General features: G+C 66.3%; 16 protein-coding genes and 1 pseudogene. 10 read left to right on the top strand and 7 right to left on the bottom strand.

What is annotated here, in order from left to right; translation table 11 throughout:
• The first annotated feature begins 294 nt into the window (after positions 1-294).
• Together G5S35_RS06490 and G5S35_RS40170 are read left to right on the top strand one after the other, a co-directional pair.
• Positions 295-2,871, top strand: a complete 2,577-nt coding sequence (locus G5S35_RS06490; protein ID WP_065060171.1) for a [protein-PII] uridylyltransferase — start codon at positions 295-297, stop codon at positions 2,869-2,871.
• 1,376 nt (positions 2,872-4,247) lie between these two features.
• Positions 4,248-4,997: a pseudouridine synthase gene (locus G5S35_RS40170; RefSeq protein ID WP_321868120.1), complete on the top strand. Its 750-nt coding sequence runs from the start codon at positions 4,248-4,250 to the stop codon at positions 4,995-4,997.
• Positions 4,998-5,125: 128 nt separating this feature from the next.
• Here the strand turns inward: G5S35_RS40170 and def are convergent, their stop codons facing one another.
• From def to G5S35_RS06460, 5 genes are all read right to left on the bottom strand, one after another.
• Complete coding sequence (def, locus tag G5S35_RS06480; protein WP_074984502.1) at positions 5,126-5,659, bottom strand: peptide deformylase; 534 nt, start codon at positions 5,657-5,659, stop codon at positions 5,126-5,128.
• Positions 5,656-7,716: an NAD-dependent DNA ligase LigA gene (gene ligA / locus G5S35_RS06475; protein ID WP_183038751.1), complete on the bottom strand. Its 2,061-nt coding sequence runs from the start codon at positions 7,714-7,716 to the stop codon at positions 5,656-5,658. The genes def and ligA overlap by 4 nt, the downstream gene beginning before the upstream one ends.
• Positions 7,717-8,142: 426 nt before the next feature.
• The gene (locus G5S35_RS06470; protein WP_065060175.1) at positions 8,143-9,513 is read right to left on the bottom strand and encodes a cell division protein ZipA C-terminal FtsZ-binding domain-containing protein; all 1,371 of its coding nucleotides are present in this window, start codon (positions 9,511-9,513) and stop codon (positions 8,143-8,145) included.
• Between the two features lie 123 nt (positions 9,514-9,636).
• A complete protein-coding gene (smc, locus tag G5S35_RS06465; protein ID WP_183038750.1) occupies positions 9,637-13,155 on the bottom strand; it encodes a chromosome segregation protein SMC in 3,519 nt (1,172 codons plus the stop codon).
• Between the two features lie 218 nt (positions 13,156-13,373).
• Positions 13,374-14,582 (bottom strand): DMT family transporter, encoded by a 1,209-nt coding sequence (locus G5S35_RS06460; protein ID WP_183038749.1) that lies wholly within the window; start codon positions 14,580-14,582, stop codon positions 13,374-13,376.
• A gap of 462 nt (positions 14,583-15,044) precedes the next feature.
• Between G5S35_RS06460 and dapC the strand changes: the two genes are divergently transcribed.
• The 6 genes from dapC (at position 15,045) to cls (ending at position 21,421) form a co-directional block, all read left to right on the top strand.
• Positions 15,045-16,268, top strand: coding sequence for a succinyldiaminopimelate transaminase (gene dapC / locus G5S35_RS06455; RefSeq protein ID WP_074984498.1), 1,224 nt, complete (start codon positions 15,045-15,047; stop codon positions 16,266-16,268).
• A gap of 105 nt (positions 16,269-16,373) precedes the next feature.
• Positions 16,374-17,201, top strand: coding sequence for a 2,3,4,5-tetrahydropyridine-2,6-dicarboxylate N-succinyltransferase (gene dapD / locus G5S35_RS06450; protein ID WP_065060359.1), 828 nt, complete (start codon positions 16,374-16,376; stop codon positions 17,199-17,201).
• The gene (locus G5S35_RS06445; RefSeq protein WP_065060178.1) at positions 17,201-17,569 is read left to right on the top strand and encodes an ArsC family reductase; all 369 of its coding nucleotides are present in this window, start codon (positions 17,201-17,203) and stop codon (positions 17,567-17,569) included. The genes dapD and G5S35_RS06445 overlap by 1 nt, the downstream gene beginning before the upstream one ends.
• Positions 17,570-17,717: 148 nt before the next feature.
• Positions 17,718-18,854, top strand: coding sequence for a succinyl-diaminopimelate desuccinylase (gene dapE / locus G5S35_RS06440; protein ID WP_110328462.1), 1,137 nt, complete (start codon positions 17,718-17,720; stop codon positions 18,852-18,854).
• Between the two features lie 33 nt (positions 18,855-18,887).
• Positions 18,888-19,784: a 50S ribosomal protein L3 N(5)-glutamine methyltransferase gene (gene prmB, locus G5S35_RS06435; RefSeq protein ID WP_074984495.1), complete on the top strand. Its 897-nt coding sequence runs from the start codon at positions 18,888-18,890 to the stop codon at positions 19,782-19,784.
• Positions 19,785-19,978: 194 nt separating this feature from the next.
• The gene (gene cls / locus G5S35_RS06430) at positions 19,979-21,421 is read left to right on the top strand and encodes a cardiolipin synthase (protein ID WP_074984493.1); all 1,443 of its coding nucleotides are present in this window, start codon (positions 19,979-19,981) and stop codon (positions 21,419-21,421) included.
• Between the two features lie 9 nt (positions 21,422-21,430).
• Here the strand turns inward: cls and G5S35_RS06425 are convergent, their stop codons facing one another.
• Entirely contained in the window at positions 21,431-21,913 is a 483-nt protein-coding gene (locus tag G5S35_RS06425) for a glutathione peroxidase (RefSeq protein WP_124261203.1), read from the bottom strand.
• A 156-nt stretch (positions 21,914-22,069) separates the two neighbouring features.
• Here G5S35_RS06425 and G5S35_RS06420 point away from each other — a divergent pair, with 156 nt between their 5' ends.
• Both G5S35_RS06420 and G5S35_RS06415 read left to right on the top strand, forming a co-directional pair.
• Positions 22,070-24,025, top strand: a complete 1,956-nt coding sequence (locus G5S35_RS06420; RefSeq protein ID WP_183038748.1) for an ATP-binding cassette domain-containing protein — start codon at positions 22,070-22,072, stop codon at positions 24,023-24,025.
• Between the two features lie 103 nt (positions 24,026-24,128).
• Positions 24,129-25,148: pseudogene (locus G5S35_RS06415) on the top strand (CaiB/BaiF CoA transferase family protein); the annotation flags it as partial.
• Between the two features lie 467 nt (positions 25,149-25,615).
• On the opposite strand, the gene G5S35_RS06410 reads toward G5S35_RS06415, so the two are convergent.
• On the bottom strand, positions 25,616-25,879 hold the full coding sequence (locus tag G5S35_RS06410; RefSeq protein WP_074984490.1) for a DUF2866 domain-containing protein: 264 nt from the start codon (positions 25,877-25,879) through the stop codon (positions 25,616-25,618).
• Between the last annotated feature and the right edge of the window lie 90 nt (positions 25,880-25,969).

Raw genomic sequence — 25,969 nt, 5'->3', positions numbered from 1 at the left:
CGGCCGCCGCGTCAGTCCTGGCCACGTTTGATCGACGATTCCGTGGCACGGAGCACGAAGCGCGCAACGCAGCGAGCGACAGTCGATCATGAGCAGTCCGCCGGAAAGCGTGCCGTCGCGCATCCGGCCCCGTAATCCCGCAGCCGCAAGGCGGGCGCGCATCCAGCGACCGGCTCGCAGCAGTTCAGGCAAGACATGCAGTGAAGGCGCCCGCGTGCGCCAGCGGCTCCCCGGCCCCGGTGGCCTGCCCCTTCGACCGCGCCACGTGCGCCAACCATCGTCCAGTTCCAGTTCATGAGCGTTCTCGCCGCCGCACCCGATACGTCGTCGCTGAGGTCCGATTACAAGGCCGCCAAGGCCCAGTTACTCGAACGGTTCAAGTCGGCCTCCAACGTCGACACGCTGATGCACGCCCTCTCCCACACCACTGACGACACGCTGCGCAGCGCGTGGAGCCTGTGCGAGCTGCCGGCCTCGCTCGCGCTCGTCGCGGTGGGCGGCTACGGTCGCGGCGAGCTCGCACCGTTTTCCGACGTCGACATTCTGGTCCTGCTCCCCGACGACGAACCGCTCGCGCCGCTCGAAGCGCGCATCGAGCGCTTCATCGGACTCGCGTGGGATCTCGGGCTGGAGATCGGCAGCAGCGTGCGCAGCGTCTCGCAGTGTCTGGAGGAAGCGGCCAACGACGTAACCGTGCGCACCTCGCTGCTCGAAGCGCGCCGCCTGACCGGTAGCCCGACTCTGTTCGGCGACTTCGCCCAGCGTTATCGCGACGCCATGGACCCGCGCGCGTTCTTCCAGGCGAAAGTACTCGAAATGCGCCAGCGTCACGCGCGCTTCCAGGACACGCCCTACGCGCTCGAACCGAACGTCAAGGAAAGCCCCGGCGGCCTGCGCGATCTGCAACTGATTCTCTGGATGACCGAAGCGGCGGCGTTCGGCAGCAGCTGGAAGGAACTCGACCAGCGCGGCCTGATCACCGGCCGCGAGGCGCGCGAACTGCGCCGCAACGAAACCTTTCTGAAGACGCTGCGCGCGCGTCTGCATGTCATCACGGGGCGTCGGCAGGACATTCTCGTGTTCGACCTGCAAACCGCCGTCGCCGAAAGTTTCGGCTTCAAGGCCAGCAGCTCGCGGCGCGCAAGCGAACAGCTCATGCGCCGTTATTACTGGGCGGCCAAGGCAGTCACGCAGCTCTCGAGCATCCTGATCCAGAACATCGAAGCCCAGCTGTTCCCGAGCACGAGCGGCATCACGCGCACGCTCTCGGACCATTTCGTCGAGAAGCAAGGCATGCTCGAAATCGTCGCCGACGACGTGTTCGAGCGCGATCCACACGCAATCCTCGAAGCCTTCCTGCTCTACGAACAGGTGCCCGGCGTCAAGGGCCTGTCGGCGCGCACGATGCGCGCGCTGTACAACGCGCGCGACACGATGGATCAGCATTGGCGTCGCGACCCGGAAAACCGCCGCCTGTTCATGGAGATCCTGCGTCAGCCGGCGGGCATCACGCACGCGATGCGGCTGATGAACCAGACGAGCGTGCTCGGGCGCTATCTGCTCAATTTCCGCCGCATCGTCGGGCAGATGCAGCACGACCTCTATCACGTCTACACGGTCGATCAGCACATTCTGATGGTGCTGCGCAACATCCGCCGCTTCGCCGTGGCCGAACACGCGCACGAATACCCGTTCTGCAGCCAGCTGATCGCCAACTTCGAACGCCCGTGGGTGCTTTACGTCGCGGCGCTGTTTCATGACATCGCCAAGGGTCGCGGCGGCGATCACTCGCAGCTCGGCATGGCCGACGCGCGCCGCTTCTGCCGCGAACACGGCATCGAGCGCGAGGACGCCGACTTGATCGTCTGGCTCGTCGAGCAGCATCTGACCATGAGCCAGGTCGCGCAAAAGCAGGACACGAGCGATCCCGAAGTGGTCAAGCGTTTCGCCGATCTCGTGGGCACGGAGCGCCGCCTTTCCGCGCTCTATCTGCTGACGGTCGCCGATATTCGCGGCACCAGCCCGAAGGTCTGGAACAACTGGAAGGGCAAGCTGCTCGAAGACCTTTACCGCGCGACGCTCGCGGTGCTCGGCGGCGCCAAGCCCGACGCGCATTCCGAGCTGAAGACGCGCCAGGAGCTGGCGCTCGCGCTGCTGCGTCTGGAGACCGTCCCGGAAAACGCGCATCGCGCGCTCTGGGACAAGCTCGACGTGGGCTATTTCCTGCGTCACGACGCCGCTGACATCGCCTGGCAGACGCGCGTGCTGTACCGCCACGTGGAGACACCGTCGCCCGTCGTGCGCGCACGCCCGTCGCCGGTCGGCGAAGCGCTGCAGGTGCTGGTCTATGCGAAGGACCGTCCGGATCTGTTCGCGACGATGTGCGCGTACTTCGACCGCAGCGGCCTGTCGGTGCTGGACGCGCGCGTGAGCACGACGCGCCACGGCTACGCGCTGGACAATTTCATCGTCGCGAATACCGAGGACGAAGTGCATTATCGCGATATCGCGAACCTCGTCGAGCAGGAACTCGCCGAGCGGCTGACGGCCGAAAGCCATGTGCTGCCGGAGCCGTCCAAGGGCCGCCTCTCGCGCCTGTCGCGCACCTTCCCGGTGACGCCGCGCGTCGACCTGCGGGCCGACGAGCGCGGCCAGTACTACATCCTGTCCGTGTCGGCGAATGACCGGCCCGGCCTTCTCTATTCGATCGCGCGCGTGCTGGCCGAGCACCGGATTGGCGTCCAGGCGGCGCGAATCAATACGCTCGGCGAGCGCGTCGAGGACGTTTTCCTGCTGGACGGGTCGGGACTTTCCGACAACCGGTTGCAAATCCGCGTCGAAACTGAATTGCTGCGCGCGATCGCAGTCTGAATGCAACACCGAGCAACATCGAAATACCTGGAATCATGCGAGCCAAACTGACAGCCAAGCATCCGCGCCCGACTACCCCGGAACGCGCCCCCGTCCGCCGCGGCGCTACGACCGCGCGCAAACCGGTGCGTCCGGCCGAGGCGAAGCCTTTTGCCCAGTCGACGGGGCCGAAAGGCGCGTCGTCGAAACCGCGCGCGCCGCGCGAGGGCGACGCGCGTCCCCCGCGACGCGCCGATGGCGATCAACGCGGCGAGCGCGGGTTCTCGCGCGGCCGTGGCGAGGGGGATGAGCGTCGGTCGTTTCAGCGCCGGGATGAGGGTGGCGAGCGCCGTCCTTTCCGGCCGCGTGAGGAAGGTGGCGACCGCCGTCCGTTCCCTCGCCGCGATGAAGGTGGTGAGCGTCGCGAATTCCGGCCGCGTGAGGAAGGTGGCGAGCGCCGTCCGTTCCAGCGCCGTGACGAAGGCGGTGAGCGTCGCGAATTCCGGCCGCGTGAGGAAGGTGGTGAACGCCGTCCGTTCCAGCGCCGTGACGAAGGTGGCGACCGCCGTCCGTTCCAGCGCCGTGACGAAGGCGGTGAGCGTCGCGAATTCCGTCCTCGTGAGGAAGGTGGCGAACGCCGCCCGTTCCAGCGCCGCGATGAAGGCGGTGAACGCCGTCCGTTCCCTCGCCGCGATGAAGGCGGTGAGCGCCGTCCGTTCCAACGCCGTGACGAAGGCGGCGAGCGTCGCGAGTTCCGTCCGCGCGAAGAAGGTGGCGAACGTCGTCCGTTCCCTCGCCGCGATGAAGGTGGCGAGCGCCGTCCGTTCCAGCGCCGCGACGAAAGTGGCGAGCGTCGCGAATTCCGTCCGCGTGAGGAAGGTGGCGAACGTCGTCCGTTCCAGCGCCGCGACGAAGGTGGTGAACGCCGTCCGTTCCAGCGCCGCGACGAAGGTGGCGAGCGTCGCGAATTCCGTCCGCGTGAGGAAGGTGGCGAACGTCGTCCGTTCCAACGCCGCGATGAAGGCGGTGAACGCCGTCCGTTCCAGCGCCGAGACGAAGGTGGCGAGCGTCGCGAATTCCGTCCGCGTGAGGAAGGTGGCGAACGTCGTCCGTTCCAACGCCGCGACGAAGGTGGCGAGCGTCGCGAATTCCGTCCGCGTGAGGAAGGTGGCGAACGTCGTCCGTTCCAGCGCCGCGACGAAGGCAGCGACCGCCGCGAATTCCGTCCGCGCGAAGACCGCGGTTCCGCACGCCCCGTAAAGGCGTCGTGGGGTGAGCGCGATGGCGCGCCCGCGCGCAAGCCCGCTGCCAGGTCGTTCGACAAGGCGCCGCGCCGCGACAGCGAGAACGCCGCACCGCAACGCGCCGCGCGCGTGGAGATCGATGGCGACAACGTCATGCGTCTGTCCAAGCGCATGTCGGAACTGGGCCTGTGCTCGCGCCGCGAAGCCGACGAATGGATCGAAAAAGGCTGGGTCTTCGTCGACGGTGAAGTTGTCGACACGCTCGGCGCCAAGGTCACGCCCGAACAGCGCATCGAAGTCGATCCCGCCGCCCTCGCCGCCCAGGCGCGCCAGGTGACGATCCTGCTGCACAAGCCTGTCGGCTTTGTCTCCGGTCAGGCCGAAGACGGCTACGAACCCGCCGTGACGCTCGTTACCGGCGACAACCACTGGGACGGCGACCGCTCGGGCATCCGTTTCTCGGCGCAGCATCTGCGCACACTCGCGCCGGCGGGCCGTCTCGATATCGACTCAACCGGCCTGCTCGTCCTGACGCAGGACGGCCGCGTCGCGAAGCAGCTGATCGGCGAAAGCTCGGACATCGACAAGGAATACCTCGTGCGCGTCACCTACGGCGACGTCGAAACCGAAGTCGACCAGCATTTCCCGGCCGATCTGCTCGCGAAGCTGTGCCACGGTCTGTCGCTCGACGACGTGCCGCTCAAGCCCGCCGAAGTCAGCTGGCAGAACGGCGAGCAGTTGCGTTTCGTGCTGCGTGAAGGCAAGAAACGCCAGATCCGCCGCATGTGCGAACTGGTCGGTCTGCACGTCGTAGGCCTCAAGCGCGTGCGTATGGGCCGCGTGATGCTGGGCGCGCTGCCGCAAGGCCAGTGGCGTTACCTGTCCGCCGACGAAGGGTTTTAAAGCGCGACGCGGTTCTGCCTGAACCGCAAGCCATGAAGAACGGGAGCCAGTGGCTCCCGTTTTTATTGGTACGTCGAGGCGCGAATGGCACCAATGGCGCAGAGCGCGTGGATTGCGCGCCTCGCGCGTCAGTCGTCGCTATTCGGATCGAGATGCGGGAACAGAATGTCCGTGAAACCGAACTTCGAGAAGTCGGTGATGCGCATCGGGTACAGCTTGCCGATCAGGTGATCGCATTCGTGCTGCACCACGCGCGCATGAAAGCCCTCCGCGACGCGCTCGATCGGCGTGCCGTACTGGTCGAAGCCGTTGTAGCGGATCATCGAATAACGGCTCACCGCGCCGCGCAGGCCGGGCACCGAAAGGCAGCCCTCCCAACCTTCTTCCATGTCGTGCGACAAGGGATGGATAACGGGGTTGATCAGCACGGTTTGCGGCACCGCCGGCGCTTCCGGATAACGCTCGTTCTGCTCGAAACCGAAGATCACCACCTGCAGGTCGACGCCGATCTGCGGCGCGGCGAGACCCGCGCCGTTCGCGGCGTGCATGGTGTCGAACATGTCGGCGATCAGTTCGTGCAGTTCGGGCGTATCGAAATGATCGACCGGTCTGGCGATACCGAGCAGGCGCGGATCGCCCATCCTGAGAATTTCGCGAATCATGTTGTGTGCCCCTCCAGGAGCTTGTGCAACCCATCCTCGTCGAGCACCGGCACGCCGAGTTCCTCGGCTTTCGCGAGCTTGCTGCCCGCTTCGGCACCCGCCACCACGTAGTCGGTCTTCTTCGACACCGAGCCGGCCACCTTCGCGCCAGCCGCTTCCAGCATCTCTTTCGCCTCGTCGCGCGTGACCGTGGGCAACGTGCCCGTGAGCACCACCGTCTTGCCCGCGAGCACGCCAACCGGCGCTTTTGGCGCAGGCGGACCTTCAGCCCATGTGACCTTGCCCGGCGCGCGCAGTTGCTCGATCACGGTGCGGTTATGTTCTTCCGCAAAGAACTGGTGGATCGACTCCGCCACGATCGGCCCCACGTCCTTCACTTCGAGCAGTTGCTCGATGCTCGCGTCCATGATCGGATCGAGCGAGCCGAAGTATTTGGCCAGATCCTTCGCGGTGGACTCGCCCACCTGACGGATGCCCAGTGCATAAATGAAGCGCGCCAGCGTGGTCGACTTGGCTTTTTCGAGCGAATCTAGCAGGTTTTGCGCCGATTTCTCGGCCATGCGATCCAGTTCCGCGAGTGTCGCGAAACCGAGATTGAACAGGTCCGCGGGCGTGCGCACGAGATTCTGCTCGACGAGCTGGTCGATAATCTTCTCGCCCAGACCGTCGATGTCGAGCGCGCGCCGCTGTGCGAAATGCCAGAGCGCCTGCTTGCGCTGCGCCGGACAGAACAATCCGCCCGAGCAGCGCGCGATGGCCTCGTCGGGCAGACGTTCGATGCGCGAACCGCACACCGGACATTCGGTCGGCATGACGAACTCGGCCGCGTCGGCCGGACGACGATCGAGCAGCGCGCTCACCACCTCCGGAATCACGTCGCCGGCGCGCCGCACGATTACCGTGTCGCCGATGCGAATGTCCTTGCGGCGCACTTCGTCTTCATTGTGCAACGTGGCGTTCGTAACGGTCGCGCCGCCCACGAACACCGGCTCCAGCCGAGCGACCGGCGTGATGGCGCCGGTACGGCCCACCTGCACGTCGATGGCCAGCAGCTTCGTGAGCGCTTCCTGCGCCGGAAACTTGTGCGCGAGCGCAAAGCGCGGCGCGCGCGAGACGAAACCAAGCGCGTCCTGCTCGTCGCGGCGGTTGACCTTGTAGACCACGCCGTCGATGTCGTACGGCAGGCTCTCGCGCTTCTCGCCGACCGCGCGGAAGAAGTCGAGCAAGCCTTGCGCGCCCTTCACGACCGCGCGCTCGCCATTCACCGGCAGGCCCATTTCCGCGTACCAGTCGAGCAGTTCGCTATGCGTGGCCGGCATCGGCTCGCCTTCGAGCACGCCGATCCCATAAGCGAAAAACGACAGCGGACGCTGCGCCGTGATCTTCGAATCGAGCTGACGCAGGCTGCCCGCCGCCGCGTTGCGCGGGTTCGCAAATTCCTTGTGCCCGGCCTCGCGCTGACGATCGTTCATGCGCGCGAAGTCGCGGCGGAACATCAGTACTTCGCCGCGCACGTCGAGCACCTTCGGTACGCGCTTACCCTTCAGCCGCAGCGGCAGCGAGCGGATCGTCCGCACGTTCTCGGTGACGTTCTCGCCCGTCGCGCCGTCGCCGCGCGTGGACGCCTGCACGAACACGCCGTCGACATAACGCAGCGAAATGGCCAACCCGTCGAACTTGAGCTCGCAGGCGTATTCGACCAGTTCGCCTTCGGGCTTGCCGAGCGTGTCGTGCACGCGCTTGTCGAACGCAGCGATGTCTTCGTCGGCGAAACCGTTGTTGAGCGACAGCATCGGGACGTCGTGGACGACCGGCTCGAAACCCTCTGACGCCTCGCCGCCTACGCGCTGCGTGGGGGAATCGGGCGTGATGAGGTCGGGATGCTCGGCCTCGATCGCCTGCAACTCGCGGAACAGCGTGTCGTATTCCGCGTCGGGCAGCTCCGGCTGGTCGAGCACGTAGTAAGCGTGATTGGCGCGCTCGAGTTCGGCGCGCAGCCACGCCGCGCGCTCGGTCGCGGTGGATGCTTCAGAGGGACGGGCGGGATGACGGACCATGCTGGGAACGGTTTCTGACGAATGTTTTCGGAGTCAGATTATCTCAGGAAGCCGCCCGTGTCGCATCGGCCGAATGGCTAACGTCGGGAGAACTTCGGGGTGGCTGCGTGCGCTCCCGTACGCGACGCTCGATTCTCCTGGCCGAACGGCTAACGCTGGCCCGAATCCATTGACGAAGCCCCCGCGCCGATGCGAACTTGAAAGCATCGTAACCGGCCCGGAAGCCACACTTGCCAACCGCTCATGAACATGCCGAATCCATGCTCCGTGCCGGCAGCGTGTGCCGTTCCGCCTCTTCGCACCCGCGCGCACTCTGCTCTGGCGCCCCGTTGCTTCCCGGGCGCAAACCCGGACGCAAACCCAGACGCAAAAAAGGCGCGGCGCCACGACAGCACCGCGCCTTTCGCGCTCGACTTATTTCAGCTCTTACTGGCTGAACAGGCGGCGCGTGGCCGGCGAGCCCGCCGGAATGCCGGCTTGCTCAAGCTTCGCGTAGAGCGTCATGAGCTGCTTGTCGATGTTCTGCAACACCGACTCCGGCAGCGGACGGCGCTGGTCGTCCACCACCCGACCGCCGATGCGCTCGGCGAGCGAACGCGCGTAGTCGCACATCAGGCGGAACGGCAGGATGTCCTCGTCGGCCACCGGCACGTCGAGGATCAGCGTGATCATCTGGCCGCCCTTGTACGTGAGGTCGTCGCGCAGGAAATTCGTGTCGCCGAACTGAAGCATGAACACCGGGCTCTGCTTCGCGTCGAGCTTCACGAAACGCGTGCCGTCGCGCGACAGCAGCAGACCGTCCTGCGCCGCCACCGCCTGCACATAGTTCGCCGACCACGGTGCGCCGTCCGACAGCACGTTGATCGACAGCTGCGCGTCGCACTGCGCGGCAAATCCGTCGAGCTCGCGCGCCATCGCGACCGTTTCCATCATGTCGGGGAATTCGGGCAAGCCGTCCACACCGTCGGCGAACTGCTGCACGCCCGTCACGAACTCCGAGAACTCCAGCTCGTTGAGCGGGCCATTGCGGTTCGCAAGCTGCGCCGCCGCGCGCAGTTCCTCGTAGCGCACGCCGTTCTGCAGCAGCTCCCAGCCGTCGCCGCCCTCGGGCTTGCCTTCAATGTGCACAGGCTTGCTGCCGGCGCGGCGCAAACGCTGCGCGAGCGGAATCACCCGTTCGCCTGGCAGCACCGCGCCCAGACGAATCGGCACGATACAGTCGATGCGGCGATCCACGACCGCCGGAGGCGCCGACGAAATGGTCGTAGCAGCGGGCAGCACGGGTTCGACGCGCTCGCCTTCGGCGCCTTTCGCCTCTTTGGCGTCTTTAGCCGGCTTGGCTTCCGCTTTTACCTCGGCTGTAGCGTCCTTGCCTGCAACCGCTTCGCCTGGCTGCGCGTCGGCTGCATCAGACGTGGCGGCAACCGTGGCCGGCTCGCCGTCCTCATTCGCGACCTGCGCCGGTTCAGCTTCGGCGAAACCGTTCGGCGAGGTGTTCTCCGCCTGAATGTCCACGGGCGTATCGGCGGGCGCTACGGAGCCGAAGCCCGGCTCCACGCGTTCTTCAGCCAGTTCGCCGCCCGCGAGCGAGGGCTCGCGGCGCGACGGTGCACGAGCCGGCTCGATGAACGGGCTCTGTTCCTCGAGTTCGCCGCCGAGCGGCGTCTCGACCGCCTCTTCGGGCATCGGACGCGGCATGCGCCGGCGCACCTTGGCGCCTTGCCATGCGTTGTACACCACCACGCCCCCGACGACCACGGCACCCGCGCCGATCAACCCGAGAGTCAACTGATCCATGCATGCTCCATCAGCAATTCTTTTTCCGGCGGCGCGCCCGGCGCGCCGTCCTCGTCTATCGATATAGACAGCAATTCAAACCGCGAAGTAACACGCGAGTCAGATCGCGCGTTCCATCGCCAATCAGATCGTATTCTGTGCGAAACCCGCAGCCGTTTCCATGTCGACGGCCACGATCCGGGACACGCCCTGCTCCTGCATCGTCACGCCGATCAGCTGCTGCGCCATCTCCATCGCAATCTTGTTGTGGGAGATGAACAGGAACTGCGTCTTGTTCGACATCGCACGCACGAGGTTGGCGAAACGCTCCGTGTTGGCGTCGTCGAGCGGCGCGTCCACTTCGTCGAGCAGACAGAACGGCGCAGGATTGAGCTGGAACATCGCGAACACGAGCGCCGTCGCGGTCAGCGCTTTCTCGCCGCCCGACAGCAGGTGAATCGTCGAGTTCTTCTTGCCCGGCGGCTGCGCCATGACCTGCACGCCCGCATCGAGAATCTCGTCGCCGGTCATGATGAGCTTCGCCTGACCGCCGCCGAAAAGACGCGGGAACAGATCGCCGAAATGCTTGTTCACTTCGTCGAACGTGCCTTGCAGCAACGTGCGAGTTTCCTGGTCGATCTTGCGGATCGCGTCTTCGAGCGTTTCGATCGCGCTCGTCAGGTCGGCCGACTGCGCGTCGAGGAAGGTCTTGCGCTCCTTCGCCGCGGCCAGTTCGTCGAGCGCGGCCATGTTGACCGGTCCGAGCGCCGTGATCGCGTTGTTGATGCGCGTGACTTCGCCTTGCAGATACGAGGGCTTGAGGTCCGGCGTGAGCTTTTCCTGCAGCGCCGCCTCGTCCACACCGGCCGCCTGCAACTGCTCGACGAACTGCTCGCCGTTCAGGCGCGCGGCCTGCTCCTTGAGCTGCAATTCGGTAATGCGGTCGCGCAGCGGTTGCAGCGCGCGTTCGGCAGCAAGGCGCGTTTCGTCGGCGGCGCGCAGTTTCGCGCTCAGATCGTCGAGTTCGGCGCGCGCGTTGCGCAGCAGTTCTTCCTTCTCCGCGCGAATTTCCAGCGCGTCTTGCAGGCCGGTGTGCGCGGTCTGCTCGTTGATCGTTTCGAGTTCGGCGCGCGCGTCTTCGAGCGAGCCCGCCACGCGTTCGCTCTGATCGTGCGAGATCTGGATGTTGCGGCGCAGTTCTTCGATGCGCGCGGCCAGATTACGGGCCGCGAAGCGCGCGTCGCCCGCGGCGCGTTCGAGATCGCGCGCGGCGTTGCGCGCCGCACCCAGTTCTTCGTCGAGCGCCTCGAACGCGAGCTGGTTGTCTTCGAAGCGCGCCTGGAGTTCGGCGAGCTCGCCGTCGTGGCGCTCGAAATTCGCTTCCGATTCGGCACGCAGCGCGCGCTGGTCTTCGATCTGCGCGCGAATTTCGTCCAGTTCTTCACGGATCTGTGTGCTGCGCGCCGTGTAGCGCTCGTGCGCCTGCGTGAGCTTGAGCACGTCCATCTGCAGCGCATGCACGCGTTGCGTGGCGCGGTCGGCTTGCTGGCGTGCCTCGCCGAGCACCTGAGCGGCCTGCGTATGCGCGGCTTCCGCACGCACCACGGCCGAGCGGGCTTCGTCGGCGAGCAGCGCCTGGGCACGCACCTGGCGCGCGAGATTTTCGATTTCCTGCTGGCGCGCCAACATGCCCGCCTGCTCGGAATCGGCGGCGTAAAGCTGCACGCCCACGCGCGACACCGAGTGACCGGCCTTCACCACGAACGCGCCGCCTTCGGGCAATTGCGTGCGTTGCGCGAGCGCTTGCGCCAGATCGTCCGCGACGAAGGTCGTCCCGAGCCATTCGTTGAGCACTGCGCGCAGGCCTGCATCGTCGATACGCACGAGCGAGAGCAGCGGCGTGAGACCTGCCGGTACGCTAGCCGTCTGGCCCGCCAGCGGCGGCGCATAGAACGCGAGCTTGGCAGGCGGTGCGTCGGTGGCGAACGCCTTGACCCAATCGAGATTCGACACTTCGAGCGCCGCGAGACGCTCGCGCAGCACAGCTTCGAGCGCGGTTTCCCAACCGGCCTCGACATGCAGCTTCTTCCACAGACGCGGCAACGCGCCCAGTTCGTGACGTTCGAGCCACGGCTGGATCTTGCCTTCGGTCTGGACGCTCTCCTGCAGTTGCTTGAGCGCCGCGAGACGCGCTTCGAACTGGTGAATCTGGGCGTTTTCGGCCTGCACGCGATCGTGCGCGGCACGGCGCTCGGCGTCCAGACGCGGCACGGTTTCCTGCGCGTCCGTGAGGCGGTCCTGGGCGTCGCGAAGAATTTCTTCCTGCTCGGCCAGTTGCATGCGCAGCTCTTCGAGCTGCACTTCGTCCGGCGCGTCGAGGCCGCCTTCCTCCGACTTCAGGCGCTCGTGGCGCTGCTGAAGCTGCTGGAGCATTTGATCGGCGTTGCGCTGATGCGCGGCTTCGAGCTTGAGCGCCTGTTCCGTGCGCGCGATGCCCGCACGCTCGTCGTTCAGTTGAGACTGGGCGTCGCGCCAGCGGTTTTCGAGCGCAGGCAGCGCTTCCTGCTTCGCGGCGGCCTCTTCCTCGGCGATGGCGGCTTTTTCCTCGCCCATCGCGAGTTGTTCTTCAGCGTCTTCGATATCGTCCTGCGCCTTTTGCGCCTGGACCTGCCATTGCTCGCGCTGCGCCGTGAGCGCCGCGATCTGCGCCTGCACACGATTGCGCGATTCGACGATGAACTTGATCTCGGCTTCGAGCCGGCTCACCTCGGCGTTCGCTTCATAGAGCGAGCCTTGCGCGCCCTGCATCGCGTCGCTGGCCGAATAGTGCGCCACGCGCAGCGTTTCGAGCTGCGCTTCGACTTCGCGCAGTTGCGCGGTATGCCGTTCGAGATCGATCTGCGCCTGCTCGATGGCGCGCTGCTGGCGCTGCTGCTCGCCCGCCGCCTCGTTCTTGCGCAACAGCCACAGCATGCGCTGCTTTTCTTCGCCGTCGGCCTGCAGTTCGCGGTACTTCGTCGCCACGACCGCCTGGCCTTCGAGCTTTTCCAGATTCGTGGAAAGCTCGCGCACGATGTCTTCCACGCGCGTGAGATTCTCGCGCGTGTCGTGCAGGCGGTTTTCGGTTTCGCGACGGCGTTCCTTGTACTTCGACACGCCCGCGGCTTCTTCGAGGAACACGCGCAGTTCTTCGGGCTTCGCCTCGATGATGCGCGCGATCATGCCCTGCCCGATGATCGCGTAAGCACGCGGACCGAGACCGGTGCCGAGGAAGATGTCCTGAATGTCGCGGCGGCGCGCCGGCAGATTGTTGATGTAGTAGCTCGAGGTGCCGTCGCGCGTAAGCACGCGCTTGACGGCGATCTCGGCATACTGGCCCCACTGGCCAGCGGCGCGCCCGTCGGCGTTGTCGAACACGAGTTCGACGCTCGCGCGGCTGCCGGGTTTGCGCGCGGTGGAACCGTTGAAGATGACGTCCTGCATCGACTCGCCGCGCAATTCGGACGCGCGGGATTCGCCGAGCACCCAGCGCACGGCGTCGATGATGTTCGATTTACCACAGCCGTTCGGTCCGACCACTCCGACGAGTTGGCCCGGTACCTGGAAATGCGTGGGATCGACGAATGATTTGAAGCCAGCGAGTTTAATCGAGGTCAGACGCACGGCGATATCGCTGTTTGAATTGGAAGAGTGAACGGGACCGCCCGGACCGCCGCCGCGCACCGTCGACCGTCACTTCAGTCGCACGGCGGCGCGAGGCGCCGCAGGATTCGCATCTGGCCGAACGAACGGCGCGCACAGCACGGACAGCCGCCACGGCTCGCCGTGCGAAGCGCCTGATGCACCTCAGTGCGCGCCCGGCCGGCGAGGATCAGGGGCAATCATACCATCGCACGCGTGCCATTCTGCCCGCCATCGGGCCGGGCGCCACGGCCGTCGTGGTGATTGCGGGTTTTATCGGCACTTTTGTCGGCGGTCGGGTCAACGTTTGCATCGGACTCGTCGTGGCGGCGATCGTAGTCGTGCTGGTCGGACGAGGCACCGGCACCGTCGCGGCCTTCGGCGCTGATCTCCCCGCTGGTCTCGCCGCGAGTTTCATCGTCGAGCAAGCCCGCGTCGGCGTGGGCGATCGCGCTGGCTTCGGCGCTCGCGTGAGCCACCTGCCGGGGACGCTTGCGCGCCTCCTGCGCGCGATGCACCCAGCTCGACAGCAGCGAGGCAAGCACGATACATGCGCCGCCCGCCCATTCGCGCGGCCCCGGCGTCTCGCCGGCGAGCAGCCACGAAGAAAGTGCGGTCACGACGATTTCGAACAACATGATGATCGAGGCCCGGTTGGCTGGCACGCGCGCGAGCCCGTATTGCACGAGCATGTTGTTCACGCCCAGCAGCACACCGAGCGCCAGCACGAGCAAAACCGCGCGGGCGAGCGGCTCGCCGGCATGGAGCGCCGGCATCGGTTCGAAAAACGATGCGATCACGCCGAATATCGCCGCCCCGCCGAAAATCACGGCGGTACGCATTTCGGGCTTCATTTGCGGCAGCACCCGGCTTGTCTTCACGACGAGCACATTGCTCATCGCGAAACCCATGCCGCCCGCGAGGCCCGCCCACTCGGCGGCGCTGCCCGGCAGTGGCACGCCGAGCCTGGGCGACCAGAGCATGAGCACCGCGCCCGCCAGCGACAGCCCGGCCAGCGCAGCGCCGGACCAGGTCAGCCGCTCGTGCAGGATGAAGTGCGCGAAGATCGCCGTCCACGCGGGCGTCAGATAGAACAGCAACAGCACGCGCATCACTTCGCCGTGAATCGCGCCCCATACGAATCCGATGTTGGTGACGCCCGCCGCCAACCCGAGCAGCGGCAACACCCAGTGCCAGCGCACCGTCGAAATCGAGCGGCGGCGCAGCAGCAGCACGAACAGGCAGGCCGCCGCGCTCGTCGCCGCGCCGGCAGCCGTGCCGGTCAGACCGAAGCTCGCCAGCGTGCGCAGCGGAAACCAGATCACGCCCCACACCGAGGCGCCGATCATGATCGCGAGCGTCGGCCAGCCCGATTTCAGATTGCGCGCGGTCAACCAGGCGGCGCTCATCGCGCGAACCTCGCGGACATTGCGCGCATCGCGTTGATCGCGGCCATCCAGCGTTTTTCAGACTGCATTCCAATCCTTGTTCAGTTTCAGCTTGATGGCCGCTCGGGCCGCCGACCGGGTTCGCGCCCGATTCGTGAGCGATCTTTAGCCAGGCCGTGCGCGACCCAAGCCCGACCGAAGCCCGCCTCAAGCCCGATCCACGCCCCGGCCCGCGCGCCACCGCGACCCAATCAGCAAACGGCGGCCACGCTATAATTCACGTTTTGCCAGCGACGGCAGTCGCACCGCCCGGCACGGCCCCACCCGGCCATGCGGGTCAACCGGTGCGTCAACCGGTGTGTCAACCGCGTGCCAACCAGCGCGTCAATCAGCCGGTCCGTGCGACGCACACCCTGCGCCGCGATCCCGCCGCGTGCCCGCGCCCGTCGCTCCATCCGTTTTTCGCTTACGCCCGCCAGCCCTGTGAATCCGCTACTCGACACCCTCCAGTCCTATCCCTTCGAAAAGCTGCGCGCGCTCTTCAAGGACGTCGCGCCGAATGCTGGCCTGCGCCACATCAGCTTCGGGATCGGCGAGCCGAAACACCCGACGCCCGCGCTGATCCGCGACGCCATCGTCGCCTCGCTCGACGGTCTGTCGGTGTATCCGGCCACGGGCGGCAGCCCGGCGCTGCGCGAAGCGATCGCGAAATGGGTGAGCGAACGCTACAGCCTGCCCGCCATCGACGCCAGCACGCAAGTGCTGCCGGTCTCGGGCTCGCGCGAGGCGCTGTTCGCACTCGCTCAGGCGGTCGTGGACCCCACGGCGGGCGCCAAAGACCCCGCAAAACGGGCGATCGTCCTCTGCCCGAACCCGTTCTACCAGATCTACGAAGGCGCGGCGCTGCTCGCGGGCGGCGAGCCGTACTTTGTCAACAGCGATCCGACCCGCAACTTCGCCTGCGACTATTCGCAGGTGCCGGAAGCCATCTGGGCGCGCACGCAGCTGCTCTACGTCTGCTCGCCGGGCAACCCCACGGGCGCCGTCCTCACGCTCGACGACTGGCGCGAACTGTTCGCGCTGTCCGATCGCTACGGCTTCGTGATCGCGTCCGACGAATGCTATTCGGAGATCTATTTCGACGAATCGACGCCGCCGCTCGGCGGTCTCGAAGCCGCGCACCAGCTCGGCCGCGGTTTCGAGCGCCTGATCATGCTGTCCAGCCTCTCGAAGCGCTCGAACGCGCCGGGCATGCGCTCGGGCTTCGTGGCCGGCGACCCGGCGATCCTCAAGCAGTTCCTGCTGTACCGCACCTATCACGGCTCGGCGATGTCGCCGGTCTGGCAGTCCGCCAGCATCGCCGCGTGGGGCGACGAGGCGCACGTGCGCGAGAACCGTGCGAAGTACGTGCAGAAGTTCTCGACCGTCACGCCCATGCTCGCCGACGTGCTCGACGTGAAGCTGCCGGACGCCGCGTTCTACCTTTGGGCCAACGTCGCGCGCACCGGCCTCTCGGACACCGCGTTCGCCCAGCGCCTCTACGCCGACTATAATGTGACGGTCCTGCCCGGCTCGTTTCTCGCGCGCGAAGCGCACGGCGCGAACCCGGGTGAAGGCTTTGTCCGTCTGGCGCTCGTCGCCGACGTCGACGAATGCACCGAGGGCGCGCAGCGCATCGTCGACTTCTGCCGCTCGCTCGAGGCATAACACCGTCAGCCGTAACGCCACCGCCGAACGCGCGCCCCGCCGCGCGCGTATCGCCACCGAATTCCCGCCGTCCAACGGCTTTTGAACTCACACGAAATCATCACCATGTCGCAACAACTTCAGCAGATCATCGACACCGCCTGGGAAAACCGCGCCGACTTTTCGCCCAAGTCCGCGCCGAACGACGTGCGTGAAGCCGTCGCCCACGTCATCGCCGAACTGGACAAGGGCACGCTGCGCTGCGCCGAGAAGAAGGACGGCGACTGGGTCGTCAACCAGTGGGTGAAGAAGGCCGTGCTGCTGTCGTTCCGCCTGGAAGACAACGCGCCGATGGCCGCCGGCGGCTTCACGCAGTTCTTCGACAAGGTGCCCTCGAAGTTCGCCAACTACACGGCTGAAGACTTCGCCGCAGGCGGCTTCCGCGTCGTGCCGCCGGCCATCGCGCGCCGCGGCTCGTTCATCGGCAAGAACGTCGTGCTGATGCCGTCGTACACCAACATCGGCGCGTATGTCGACGAAGGCACGATGGTCGACACGTGGGCAACCGTCGGTTCGTGCGCGCAGATCGGCAAGAACGTCCACCTTTCGGGCGGCGTGGGCATCGGCGGCGTGCTGGAGCCGCTGCAGGCCAACCCGGTCATCATTGAAGACAACTGCTTCATCGGCGCGCGCTCGGAAGTCGTGGAAGGCGTGATCGTCGAAGAAAACTCGGTCATCTCGATGGGCGTGTACCTCGGCCAGTCGACCAAGATCTATGACCGCGAAACCGGCGAAATCTCGTACGGCCGCATCCCGGCAGGCTCGGTCGTCGTGGCCGGCAACCTGCCCTCGAAGGACGGCTCGCACAGCCTGTACTGCGCCGTGATCGTCAAGAAGGTCGACGCGAAGACGCGCGCCAAGGTCGGCCTGAACGAGCTGCTGCGAGGCGACTGATGGCGAAGGCCGCAAAGACCGTGGTCGTCTACGGCATTCCGAACTGCGACACCGTGAAGAAGGCCCGCGTGTGGCTGGAAGAGCACGGCATCGAGTTCGAATTCCACGACTTCAAGAAAGCCGGCGTGTCGAACGCGCTGGTGCAGGACTGGCTCAAGGATGTCTCGCTCGATCAGCTGATCAACAAGCGCGGCACGACGTGGCGCGGCCTGTCCGAGGTTCACAAGGCCGAAGCCGATTCGACCGCGGGCGCGATCGCGCTGATGATCCACAAGCCGTCGATCATCAAGCGCCCGGTCGTGGCCGTAAACGGCCGCGTGAAGACGCTCGGTTTTTCGGCCGAGCAGTACGCGGAGCTGTTTGCCTGAACTGTGTTTGAGGCACTGCGCGAGCGGAGCGCCCAGCCGTCGGAAGTCTTCGATGGCCTCGCGAATCCGCTAGCGCATCATCGTCACAAGCTGTTGCCGGCCCCTGCATTGCAGCGGCGCCGGCATTTTTATTGAAAGTGGTCCCTTCATGTCCGCCACCCTCGCCCTTACCGAAGCCCTGATCGCGCGCGCGTCCGTGACGCCCGACGACCAGCACTGCCAGCGCATCATGACCGAACGCCTCAGCGCGCTCGGCTTCGCGTGCGAAACGATCGAATCCAACGGCGTGACCAACCTGTGGGCCGTCAAGCGCGGCACGGACGCCGACGCGCCGCTGCTCGCCTTCGCGGGTCACACCGACGTGGTGCCGACCGGCCCCATCGAGCAATGGAGCTCGCCGCCGTTCCAGCCCTCGCACCGCGACGGCGTGCTCTACGGCCGCGGCGCCGCCGACATGAAGACCTCGCTCGCCGCCTTCGTGGTCGCCAGCGAAGAATTCGTGGCGGCGCACCCGCAGCATCGCGGTGCGATCGCCTTCCTGATCACGAGCGACGAGGAAGGCCCCGCGACCGACGGCACCGTCAAGGTGGTCGAGGCGCTTCAGGCGCGCGGCGTGAAGATGGACTACTGCATCGTCGGCGAACCGACGTCGACGAATACGCTCGGCGACTGCGTGAAAAACGGCCGCCGCGGCTCGATGTCGGGCAAGCTCGTCGTCAAGGGCGTGCAGGGCCACATTGCCTATCCGCATCTCGCGAAGAATCCGGTGCATCTGCTGGCGCCGGCGCTCGCCGAACTCGTCGCCGAAAAATGGGACGACGGCAACGAATACTTCCCGCCCACCACGTGGCAGGTCTCGAACCTGCACAGCGGCACGGGCGCGAGCAACGTGATTCCGGGCCACGCCGACGTGCAGTTCAACTTCCGCTTCTCGACCGCGAGCACGGTGGAAGGTCTGCAACAGCGCGTGCATGCGATTCTCGACAAGCACGGTCTCGAATACGATCTGCACTGGAGCATCAGCGGCCTGCCCTTCCTCACGCCGCGCGGCGCGCTCTCGAACGCGCTCGAAAAAGCGATTCACGACGAAACCGGCGTGACCACCGAGCTGTCGACCACTGGCGGGACTTCGGACGGCCGCTTCATCGCGCGCATGTGCCCGCAGGTCGTGGAGTTCGGGCCGCCCAACGGCAGCATCCACAAGATCGATGAGCACATCGAAGTCAAATTCATCGACCCGCTCAAGAACGTGTACCGCCGCGTGCTCGAACAGCTGATCGCCTGACGCGATCGGCCTGCACGCACTGGAGCCCCTGATATGACCCATCCGCTTTCCACTACGTTTTCGACCGTGCGCGATCTGCTGCGCTACGGCGTCACGCGTTTTTCCTCGGCGCAACTCTCGTTCGGCCACGGCTCGTCCAACGCCTATGACGAAGCCGCCTATCTGGTCCTGCACACGCTGCATCTGCCGCTCGACCTGCTCGATCCGTTCCTCGACGCGCGCCTCGCGCCCGAGGAAATCGAGAAGGTGCTCGGCGTGATCGAGCGCCGCGCCAACGACCGCGTGCCGGCCGCCTACATCACGCAGGAAGCGTGGATGCACGGCCTGCGCTTTTACGTGGACGAACGCGTGATCGTGCCGCGCTCGTTCATCGGCGAGCTGCTCGCGGACGGCCTGCAGCCGTACGTGGAAGATCCCGAGCAAGTGGGCGCCGTGCTCGAACTGTGCACCGGCTCGGCCAGCCTCGCGATTCTCGCGGCGCACGCGTTCCCGAACGCCGACATCGACGCCGTCGACCTTTCCGCGCCCGCGCTCGAAGTCGCGAAGCGCAACGTTCACGAACACGATCTCGACGACCAGATCTCGCTGTTCGAAGGCGATCTGTACGCGCCGCTGCCGGAGCGCCGTTACGACGTGATCATCACGAATCCGCCGTATGTGAACGCCGATTCGATGGCCGCGCTGCCGCCCGAATACCGTCACGAGCCGGAAATGGCGCTCGCGGGCGGCACGGATGGCATGGACATCGTGCGCCGCATCATCAAGGACGCGCGCAACTGGCTGACCGACGACGGCGTGCTCGTGGTCGAGATCGGCAACGAGCGCGAGAACGTGGAAGCGGCATTCGGCGGCCTCGATCTCGTCTGGCTGTCGACGAGCGCCGGCGACGACCAGGTGTTCCTGATCCAGGCCCGCGATCTGCCGGTCTGAATTGACGTTTGAATGTGCGCCCGTGGCAGCGGGCGCACGTCAGTCAGCCACCTCTCGCATTGCTGGAACACCGGCGGCCTGGTCTTCCGCCGCCGGTCTGATGGCGCACGTTGCGCCGCCCTGGGTAAGATGACCGTTTCCCGGCTCACGCGGCTTGGACCTTGCCTGACGCGTCGGCAACGTCTCGCGCCTTTATGCACTTCGACTGGTCAACGCTCGGCACCCTGCTCGCGGTCGTCCACGTATTCGGACTGATCGCGGCCTGCCACGCCATTCTCAATACGCGCACCTCGCAAGGTGCGATCGCCTGGGCCGTCTCGCTCGCGACGATGCCCTACCTCACGCTGATCCCGTATCTGTTCCTCGGCCGCAGCAAGTTCGAAGGCTACGCAGACGCGCGGCGCATCCGCGACGAAACCTTGCGCACACGCGCACACGCCCCCGAACGCGACCGCCCGGCAACCACCAGCATCGGCCCGACGGATCTGCTCAGCGAACGCGTGATCCGCACCTTTGCGCAACTGGGCGGCATGCCGCTCGTGCCGGGCAACGCGGTGCGCACGCTGGTGAACGGCGAGGCCACCTTCGCGGCCATCTTCGACGCAATCGAACAGGCGCGGCAGTACGTGATCGTGCAGTTCTTCATCGTGCACGCGGACGCGCTCGGCGAGATGCTCAAGGACGTGCTGCTCGCCGCCGCGCAGCGCGGCGTGCGCGTGTACTTCCTCTACGACAGCATCGGCAGCTTCGACCTGCCCGCCAGCTACGTGCGCGATCTGCGCGCGGGCGGCATCGAGGTGCATCCGTTTTCGGCGAAGCGCCGCTTCGTCAACCGCTTCCAGCTCAACTTCCGCAATCACCGCAAGATCGTGGTGGTCGACGGCGAGCGCGCCTACGTGGGCGGCCACAACGTGGGCGTCGAGTATCTCGGCGCGAACGCGCGGCTTTCGCCGTGGCGCGACACGCATATCGAAGTGCGCGGCCCGGTGGTGGCCAGCATCCAGTTCGCGTTTACCGAGGACTGGTACTGGGTCACCCAGGAATTGCCGGGCTCCGAGCCGCCCGCCGTCACGCCGCGCGACGGCGACGACATGCAGTGCCTCGTCATGCCCACCGGCCCCGCCGACCGCCAGGAAACCTGCTCGCTCTTTTTCGTGGAGGCGATCAACGCCGCCAGCAAGCGCATCTGGATCACCACGCCCTATCTCGTGCCCGACTCGGCCGTGCTGTCCGCACTACGCCTCGCGGCGCTGCGCGGCGTGGACGTGCGCATCATGATCCCGAGCCGCCGCGACCATTACGTGGTGTTCGAAGCCTCGACGCTCTACGCCTACGACGCCGTGCGCGCGGGTATCCGCATCTTCCGCTACAAGCCGGGCTTCCTGCACCAGAAGGTCGTGCTGATCGACGACGTCGCCGCCGCGATCGGCAGCGCGAACCTGGACAACCGCTCGTTCCGCCTGAACTTCGAGATCATGGTGCTGACCGTGCACCGCGGCTTCGCCGCCGAAGTGGAAGCGATGCTGGAGCGCGACTTCGCGCACACCTTCGAGATCGACCGCGGCGAATACCGCAACGCGCCCGCGTGGCGCAAGATCACCATGCACCTCGCGCGGCTGTTTGCGCCGATTCTCTAGCGCCCGGCGTTACAGCAGCGTTTCGATGTCGGCGGCGATGGCGTCGGGCTTCGTGACCGGCGCATAGCGTTTGACCACGTTGCCGTTGCGATCGACCAGAAACTTCGTGAAATTCCACTTCACGCGCTCGAGGCCCAGCACGCCCGGCGCTTCCTCGGTCAGCCACTGGTAGAGCGGGTGCGCGTGGGCGCCGTTCACGTCGATCTTCGCGAACATCGGGAACGTAACGCCGAAATTCTTCTCGCAAAACGCGCCGATCTGCGATGCGTCGCCCGGCTCCTGCTTGCCGAACTGGTTGCACGGGAAGCCGAGCACCGCGAGGCCGCGCGCGGCGTACTGATCGTGGAGCTTTTGCAGACCCGCGTATTGCGGCGTGAAACCGCATTCGCTCGCGGTGTTCACGATCAACAGGACCTTGCCCGCATACTGTTCGAGGCTCACTGGCGCGCCGCCGCCCAGCGGCTCGGCCGAAAACGCATACACCGTCGTCATCTGGCTCTCCAAAGGAAAGCGCCAGTCTAATGGAGAAAGGGGCCGTCCCGCACCCTGGCCGAATGGCTAGCCGTTCGGCTAGTCATTGGAGGCCCTCCACCCAGTTAAAATAGCGCTTTACGTTTTGTTCGCGGCCCCGTCCGCGCCCGCGCTCCCGTGATCCGCTTCAACCAATTCAGCCTTGCTCGCGGCACCAAGCCGCTTTTCGACCAGACCTCGTTCACCCTGAATCCGGGTGAAAAGGCCGGTCTCGTCGGCGCGAACGGCGCGGGCAAATCCACGCTGTTCTCCGTGCTGCGCGGCGAACTGCACGCGGACGCCGGCGACTTCTCGCTGCCGCCTTCGTGGCAGATCGCGCACGTGGCGCAGGAAACGCCCGCGGTCGACAGGAGCGCGCTCGAATACACGCTCGACGGCGACGCCGACCTGCGCGAAATCGAAGCGCGTATTGCGGCGGCCTCGGCGGCCCACGACGGCGCGGCCGAAGCCGAAGCCCACGCCGCGTTCGCCGACGCCGACGGCTACACCGCGCCCGCGCGCGCCGAAGCGCTGCTGCTCGGCCTCGGCTTCACGCTCGACCAGACGCGCCAGCCCGTGGCGAGCTTCTCGGGCGGCTGGCGCATGCGCCTGAATCTCGCGCAGGCGCTGATGTGCCGCTCCGACCTGCTGCTGCTCGACGAACCCACGAACCACCTGGACCTCGACGCCATCGTCTGGCTCGAAGACTGGCTGCATCGCTATCCGGGCACGCTCGTCGTCATTTCGCACGACCGCGAATTCCTCGACGCAATCTGCAACGTCACGCTGCATCTGGAAAATCAGCAGGTCAAACGCTACGGCGGCAACTATTCGCAGTTCGAGCTGCAGCGCGCGCAGCAGCTCGCGCTGCAGCAAAGCGCCTACGAAAAGCAGCAGAAAACCGTCGCGCATCTGCAGAGCTTCATTGACCGCTTCAAGGCCAAGGCCACCAAGGCGCGCCAGGCGCAGAGCCGTGTGAAGGCGCTCGAAAAGATGGAGCTGATCGCGCCCGCGCATGCCGCCTCGCCGTTCACTTTCGAGTTCCGCACGCCCGATTCCGCGCCCAATCCCATGCTCGTGATGGAAGACGTGCGCTGCGGCTATCGCGCCGAAGACGGCACCGAAACGCCCATCGTCGAGCGTGTGGCGCTGTCCATTCAGAACGGCCAGCGCATCGGGCTGCTGGGCGCGAACGGCCAGGGTAAATCGACGCTGATCAAGACGCTCGCGGGCACGCTCGGGCCGCTTTCGGGCGAGACGCGCACGGGCAAAGGCCTGCAGATCGGCTATTTCGCGCAGCATCAGCTCGAAACGCTGCGCCCCGACGACTCGCCGCTCCAGCATCTCGCGCGCCTCGCGCCCGACACGCGCGAGCAGGAATTGCGCGATTTCCTCGGCGGCTTCAATTTCCCCGGCGAAATGGCCACGGCGCCCATCGCGCCCTTTTCGGGCGGCGAAAAGGCACGCCTCGCGCTCGCACTCATCATCTGGCAAAAGCCCAATCTGCTGCTGCTCGACGAACCGACCAACCACCTCGACCTCGAAACGCGTCACGCCCTGACCATGGCGCTCGCCCAGTTCGAAGGCACGCTCATTCTGGTGTCGCACGACCGCCATCTGCTGCGCGCAACCACCGACCAGTTCATGCTGGTCGCCAAACACCGGCTGCAACCGTTCGACGGCGATCTCGACGACTACCGCGACTGGCTGCTCCAGCACGCGGCCGAGCAACGCGCGGCGCTCAAGGCGGCGGCAGCCGGCGGCACGGGGAATGCGGCCAGCGAACTGGATGGCGCCGATGCGGGCGTCAACCGCAAGGAACAGCGTCGTCAGGAAGCGGAAACGCGCCAACGTCTTGCGCATCTGAAGAAGCCGCTGCAGGCGAAGATCGGCAAGATCGAAAAGGAAATGGACGCGCTCAATGCCGAGAAAGGCACGCTGGACGGCTTCGTCGCCGACCCGGCCAGCTACGAGCCCGAGCAGAAGACGCGTCTGACCGACGCGATCCGCCGTCAGGCCGACGTCCAGTCGCGCCTCGAGACGCTCGAAGCCGAATGGCTCGAAGCGCACGAAGAACTCGAGCAGATCGGCTGATGCCCGCACCGCACGTGCGGCACAATCGATCCTGATCCGCCTGTTGACCTTAACGACGTCACCGCTCTCACCGCCAGGAGTCACCCGAGTGTCGACACCCGCCTTGCAAGGCCTCCGCGTTCTCGATCTGACCCGTCTTTTGCCCGGGCCGGTGGCCACGCTGCGCCTCGCGGAAATGGGCGCCGACGTGCTCAAGATCGAGCCGCCGGGCGCCGGCGACGCCTCGCGCGCCATGATGCGCAACAGCGCCGACGAAATCGCGGGCCGTCCGGGCGCGTTCTATCAGATCGTGAACCGCGGCAAGCGCGAAACGCGGCTCGACCTCAAGTCCGAGGGCGGCCGCGCGGTGCTGCTCGCGCTCGCCCGCGACGCCGACGTGCTGGTCGAGAGCTTCCGGCCCGGCGTCATGGACCGGCTCGGGCTCGGCTACGAGACCCTGCGCGCGATCAACCCCAAGCTCGTCTACTGCGCGATCACGGGTTACGGCACGACCAGTCCGTTCGCCGAGCGCGCCGGCCACGACATCAATTACGTCGCGTATTCCGGCGTGCTCCATCAGATCGCCGCGCGGGACGGCGCGCCCGTGCTGCCCAATTTCCAGATCGCCGATCTGCTGGGCGGCGCGCTCGCGGCGGTCACGCAGATTCTCGCCGCGCTCTGGCAAGTCGCGCGTGGCGGCGAAGGACGTTTCGTCGATATCTCGATGGCGCATGTCTCGCACACGCACAACGTGGTCGCCCAGGTCGCGCTCGCCAACGACGACGCGGCCGCGCTCGAGGCGGGCGGCGGCCTGCTCAACGGCGGCGTGCCCTGCTACAACCTCTATCGCACCCAGGACGATCGCTGGCTGGCCGTCGGTGCGCTGGAGCTGAAGTTCTGGCAGGCGCTCTGCACGGCCATTGGCCGCGAGGATTGGGCGCAGCGGCACTGGAGCCTCGGTCAGGCGATCGGTGGCACGGACGCGGCAGCGCTCACGCACGAGTTCGCCGCGATGATTGCGGCCGAGCCGCTGCAAACGTGGATCGACCGGCTCGAAGTGATCGACTGCTGCGTGTCGCCGGTGCTCACGCCCGGCGAGGCAGCCAATCATCCGCTCTTCAATCCGGAAGCGCTCCAGGCGGTGCTCGACGAAATCGCCGCGCAGCGTGAAGCGGAAGCGCGCCGTGCCGCGGGCTTGCCGCCGGCCGCGGCGCCGTTTGCCCAGGCGGGCGCCGCCGCTGCGGCCTACGGCATGGCGGGTACGCAAAGCGCACCCGTAGCGCCTCCGCCGCCCAATCCGCAAACCGCTTTCGCGACCAATACGCCCGGCATGCAGGGCTATGCGCAAAATGCTCCGCAAGGCGGCGGCACCCACGCACCGGGCCAGCCGCCGGGCAAGAAACCGTTCAGCTACGGCCCGTGAGCGAACGCGGCCAGGGCGCGGCGGAGGGGCTGCCAAGGAGCAACCAGGAGCAGGCGCAATGTAAGTTAAGGAAAGGCAAGCTGTATGAAAAATGGGCGCTCGATGCGCCCATTTTTCTGGCAAGTGCCTGTGTCGTGACCATGACCTCGCCGCCACCCTCGGGCGCCACCCGAGACCTCGCCGCGCGCCTAGCGCCGCGGCAGCGTTTGACGCGGCATGCGCTCGTCGTCGTACATGACGTGTTTGCGGCCTTCCACGTGATGGGCGATGGTGCTGCGCACCTGCGCGGCCGTCACATTGCCGGCCACCACCTGGCGTGAAATGCGGCCGTCGCCGTCGATCCACTCGACGATGCGGCAAGTGCCGCCGAAAGGCTGCACAAGCGGCTCGGAGACGCGGCAGCCGCGCACGACGATCGAGTTTCCGACGAAGGACGATTCTGTCTGTTTCAAGTCGCTATCCTTTCCGCTGGATGCGGGGTTGCATATGCGGGCAAGGATAGGGAAATCGCAAAATTTTCTGGTTACAGTGCGAACCAGGGT

It is taken from the genome of Paraburkholderia tropica, from assembly GCF_014171495.1.
Lineage (GTDB): Bacteria > Pseudomonadota > Gammaproteobacteria > Burkholderiales > Burkholderiaceae > Paraburkholderia > Paraburkholderia tropica.
This window is presented reverse-complemented; position numbering and strand designations above follow the sequence as displayed.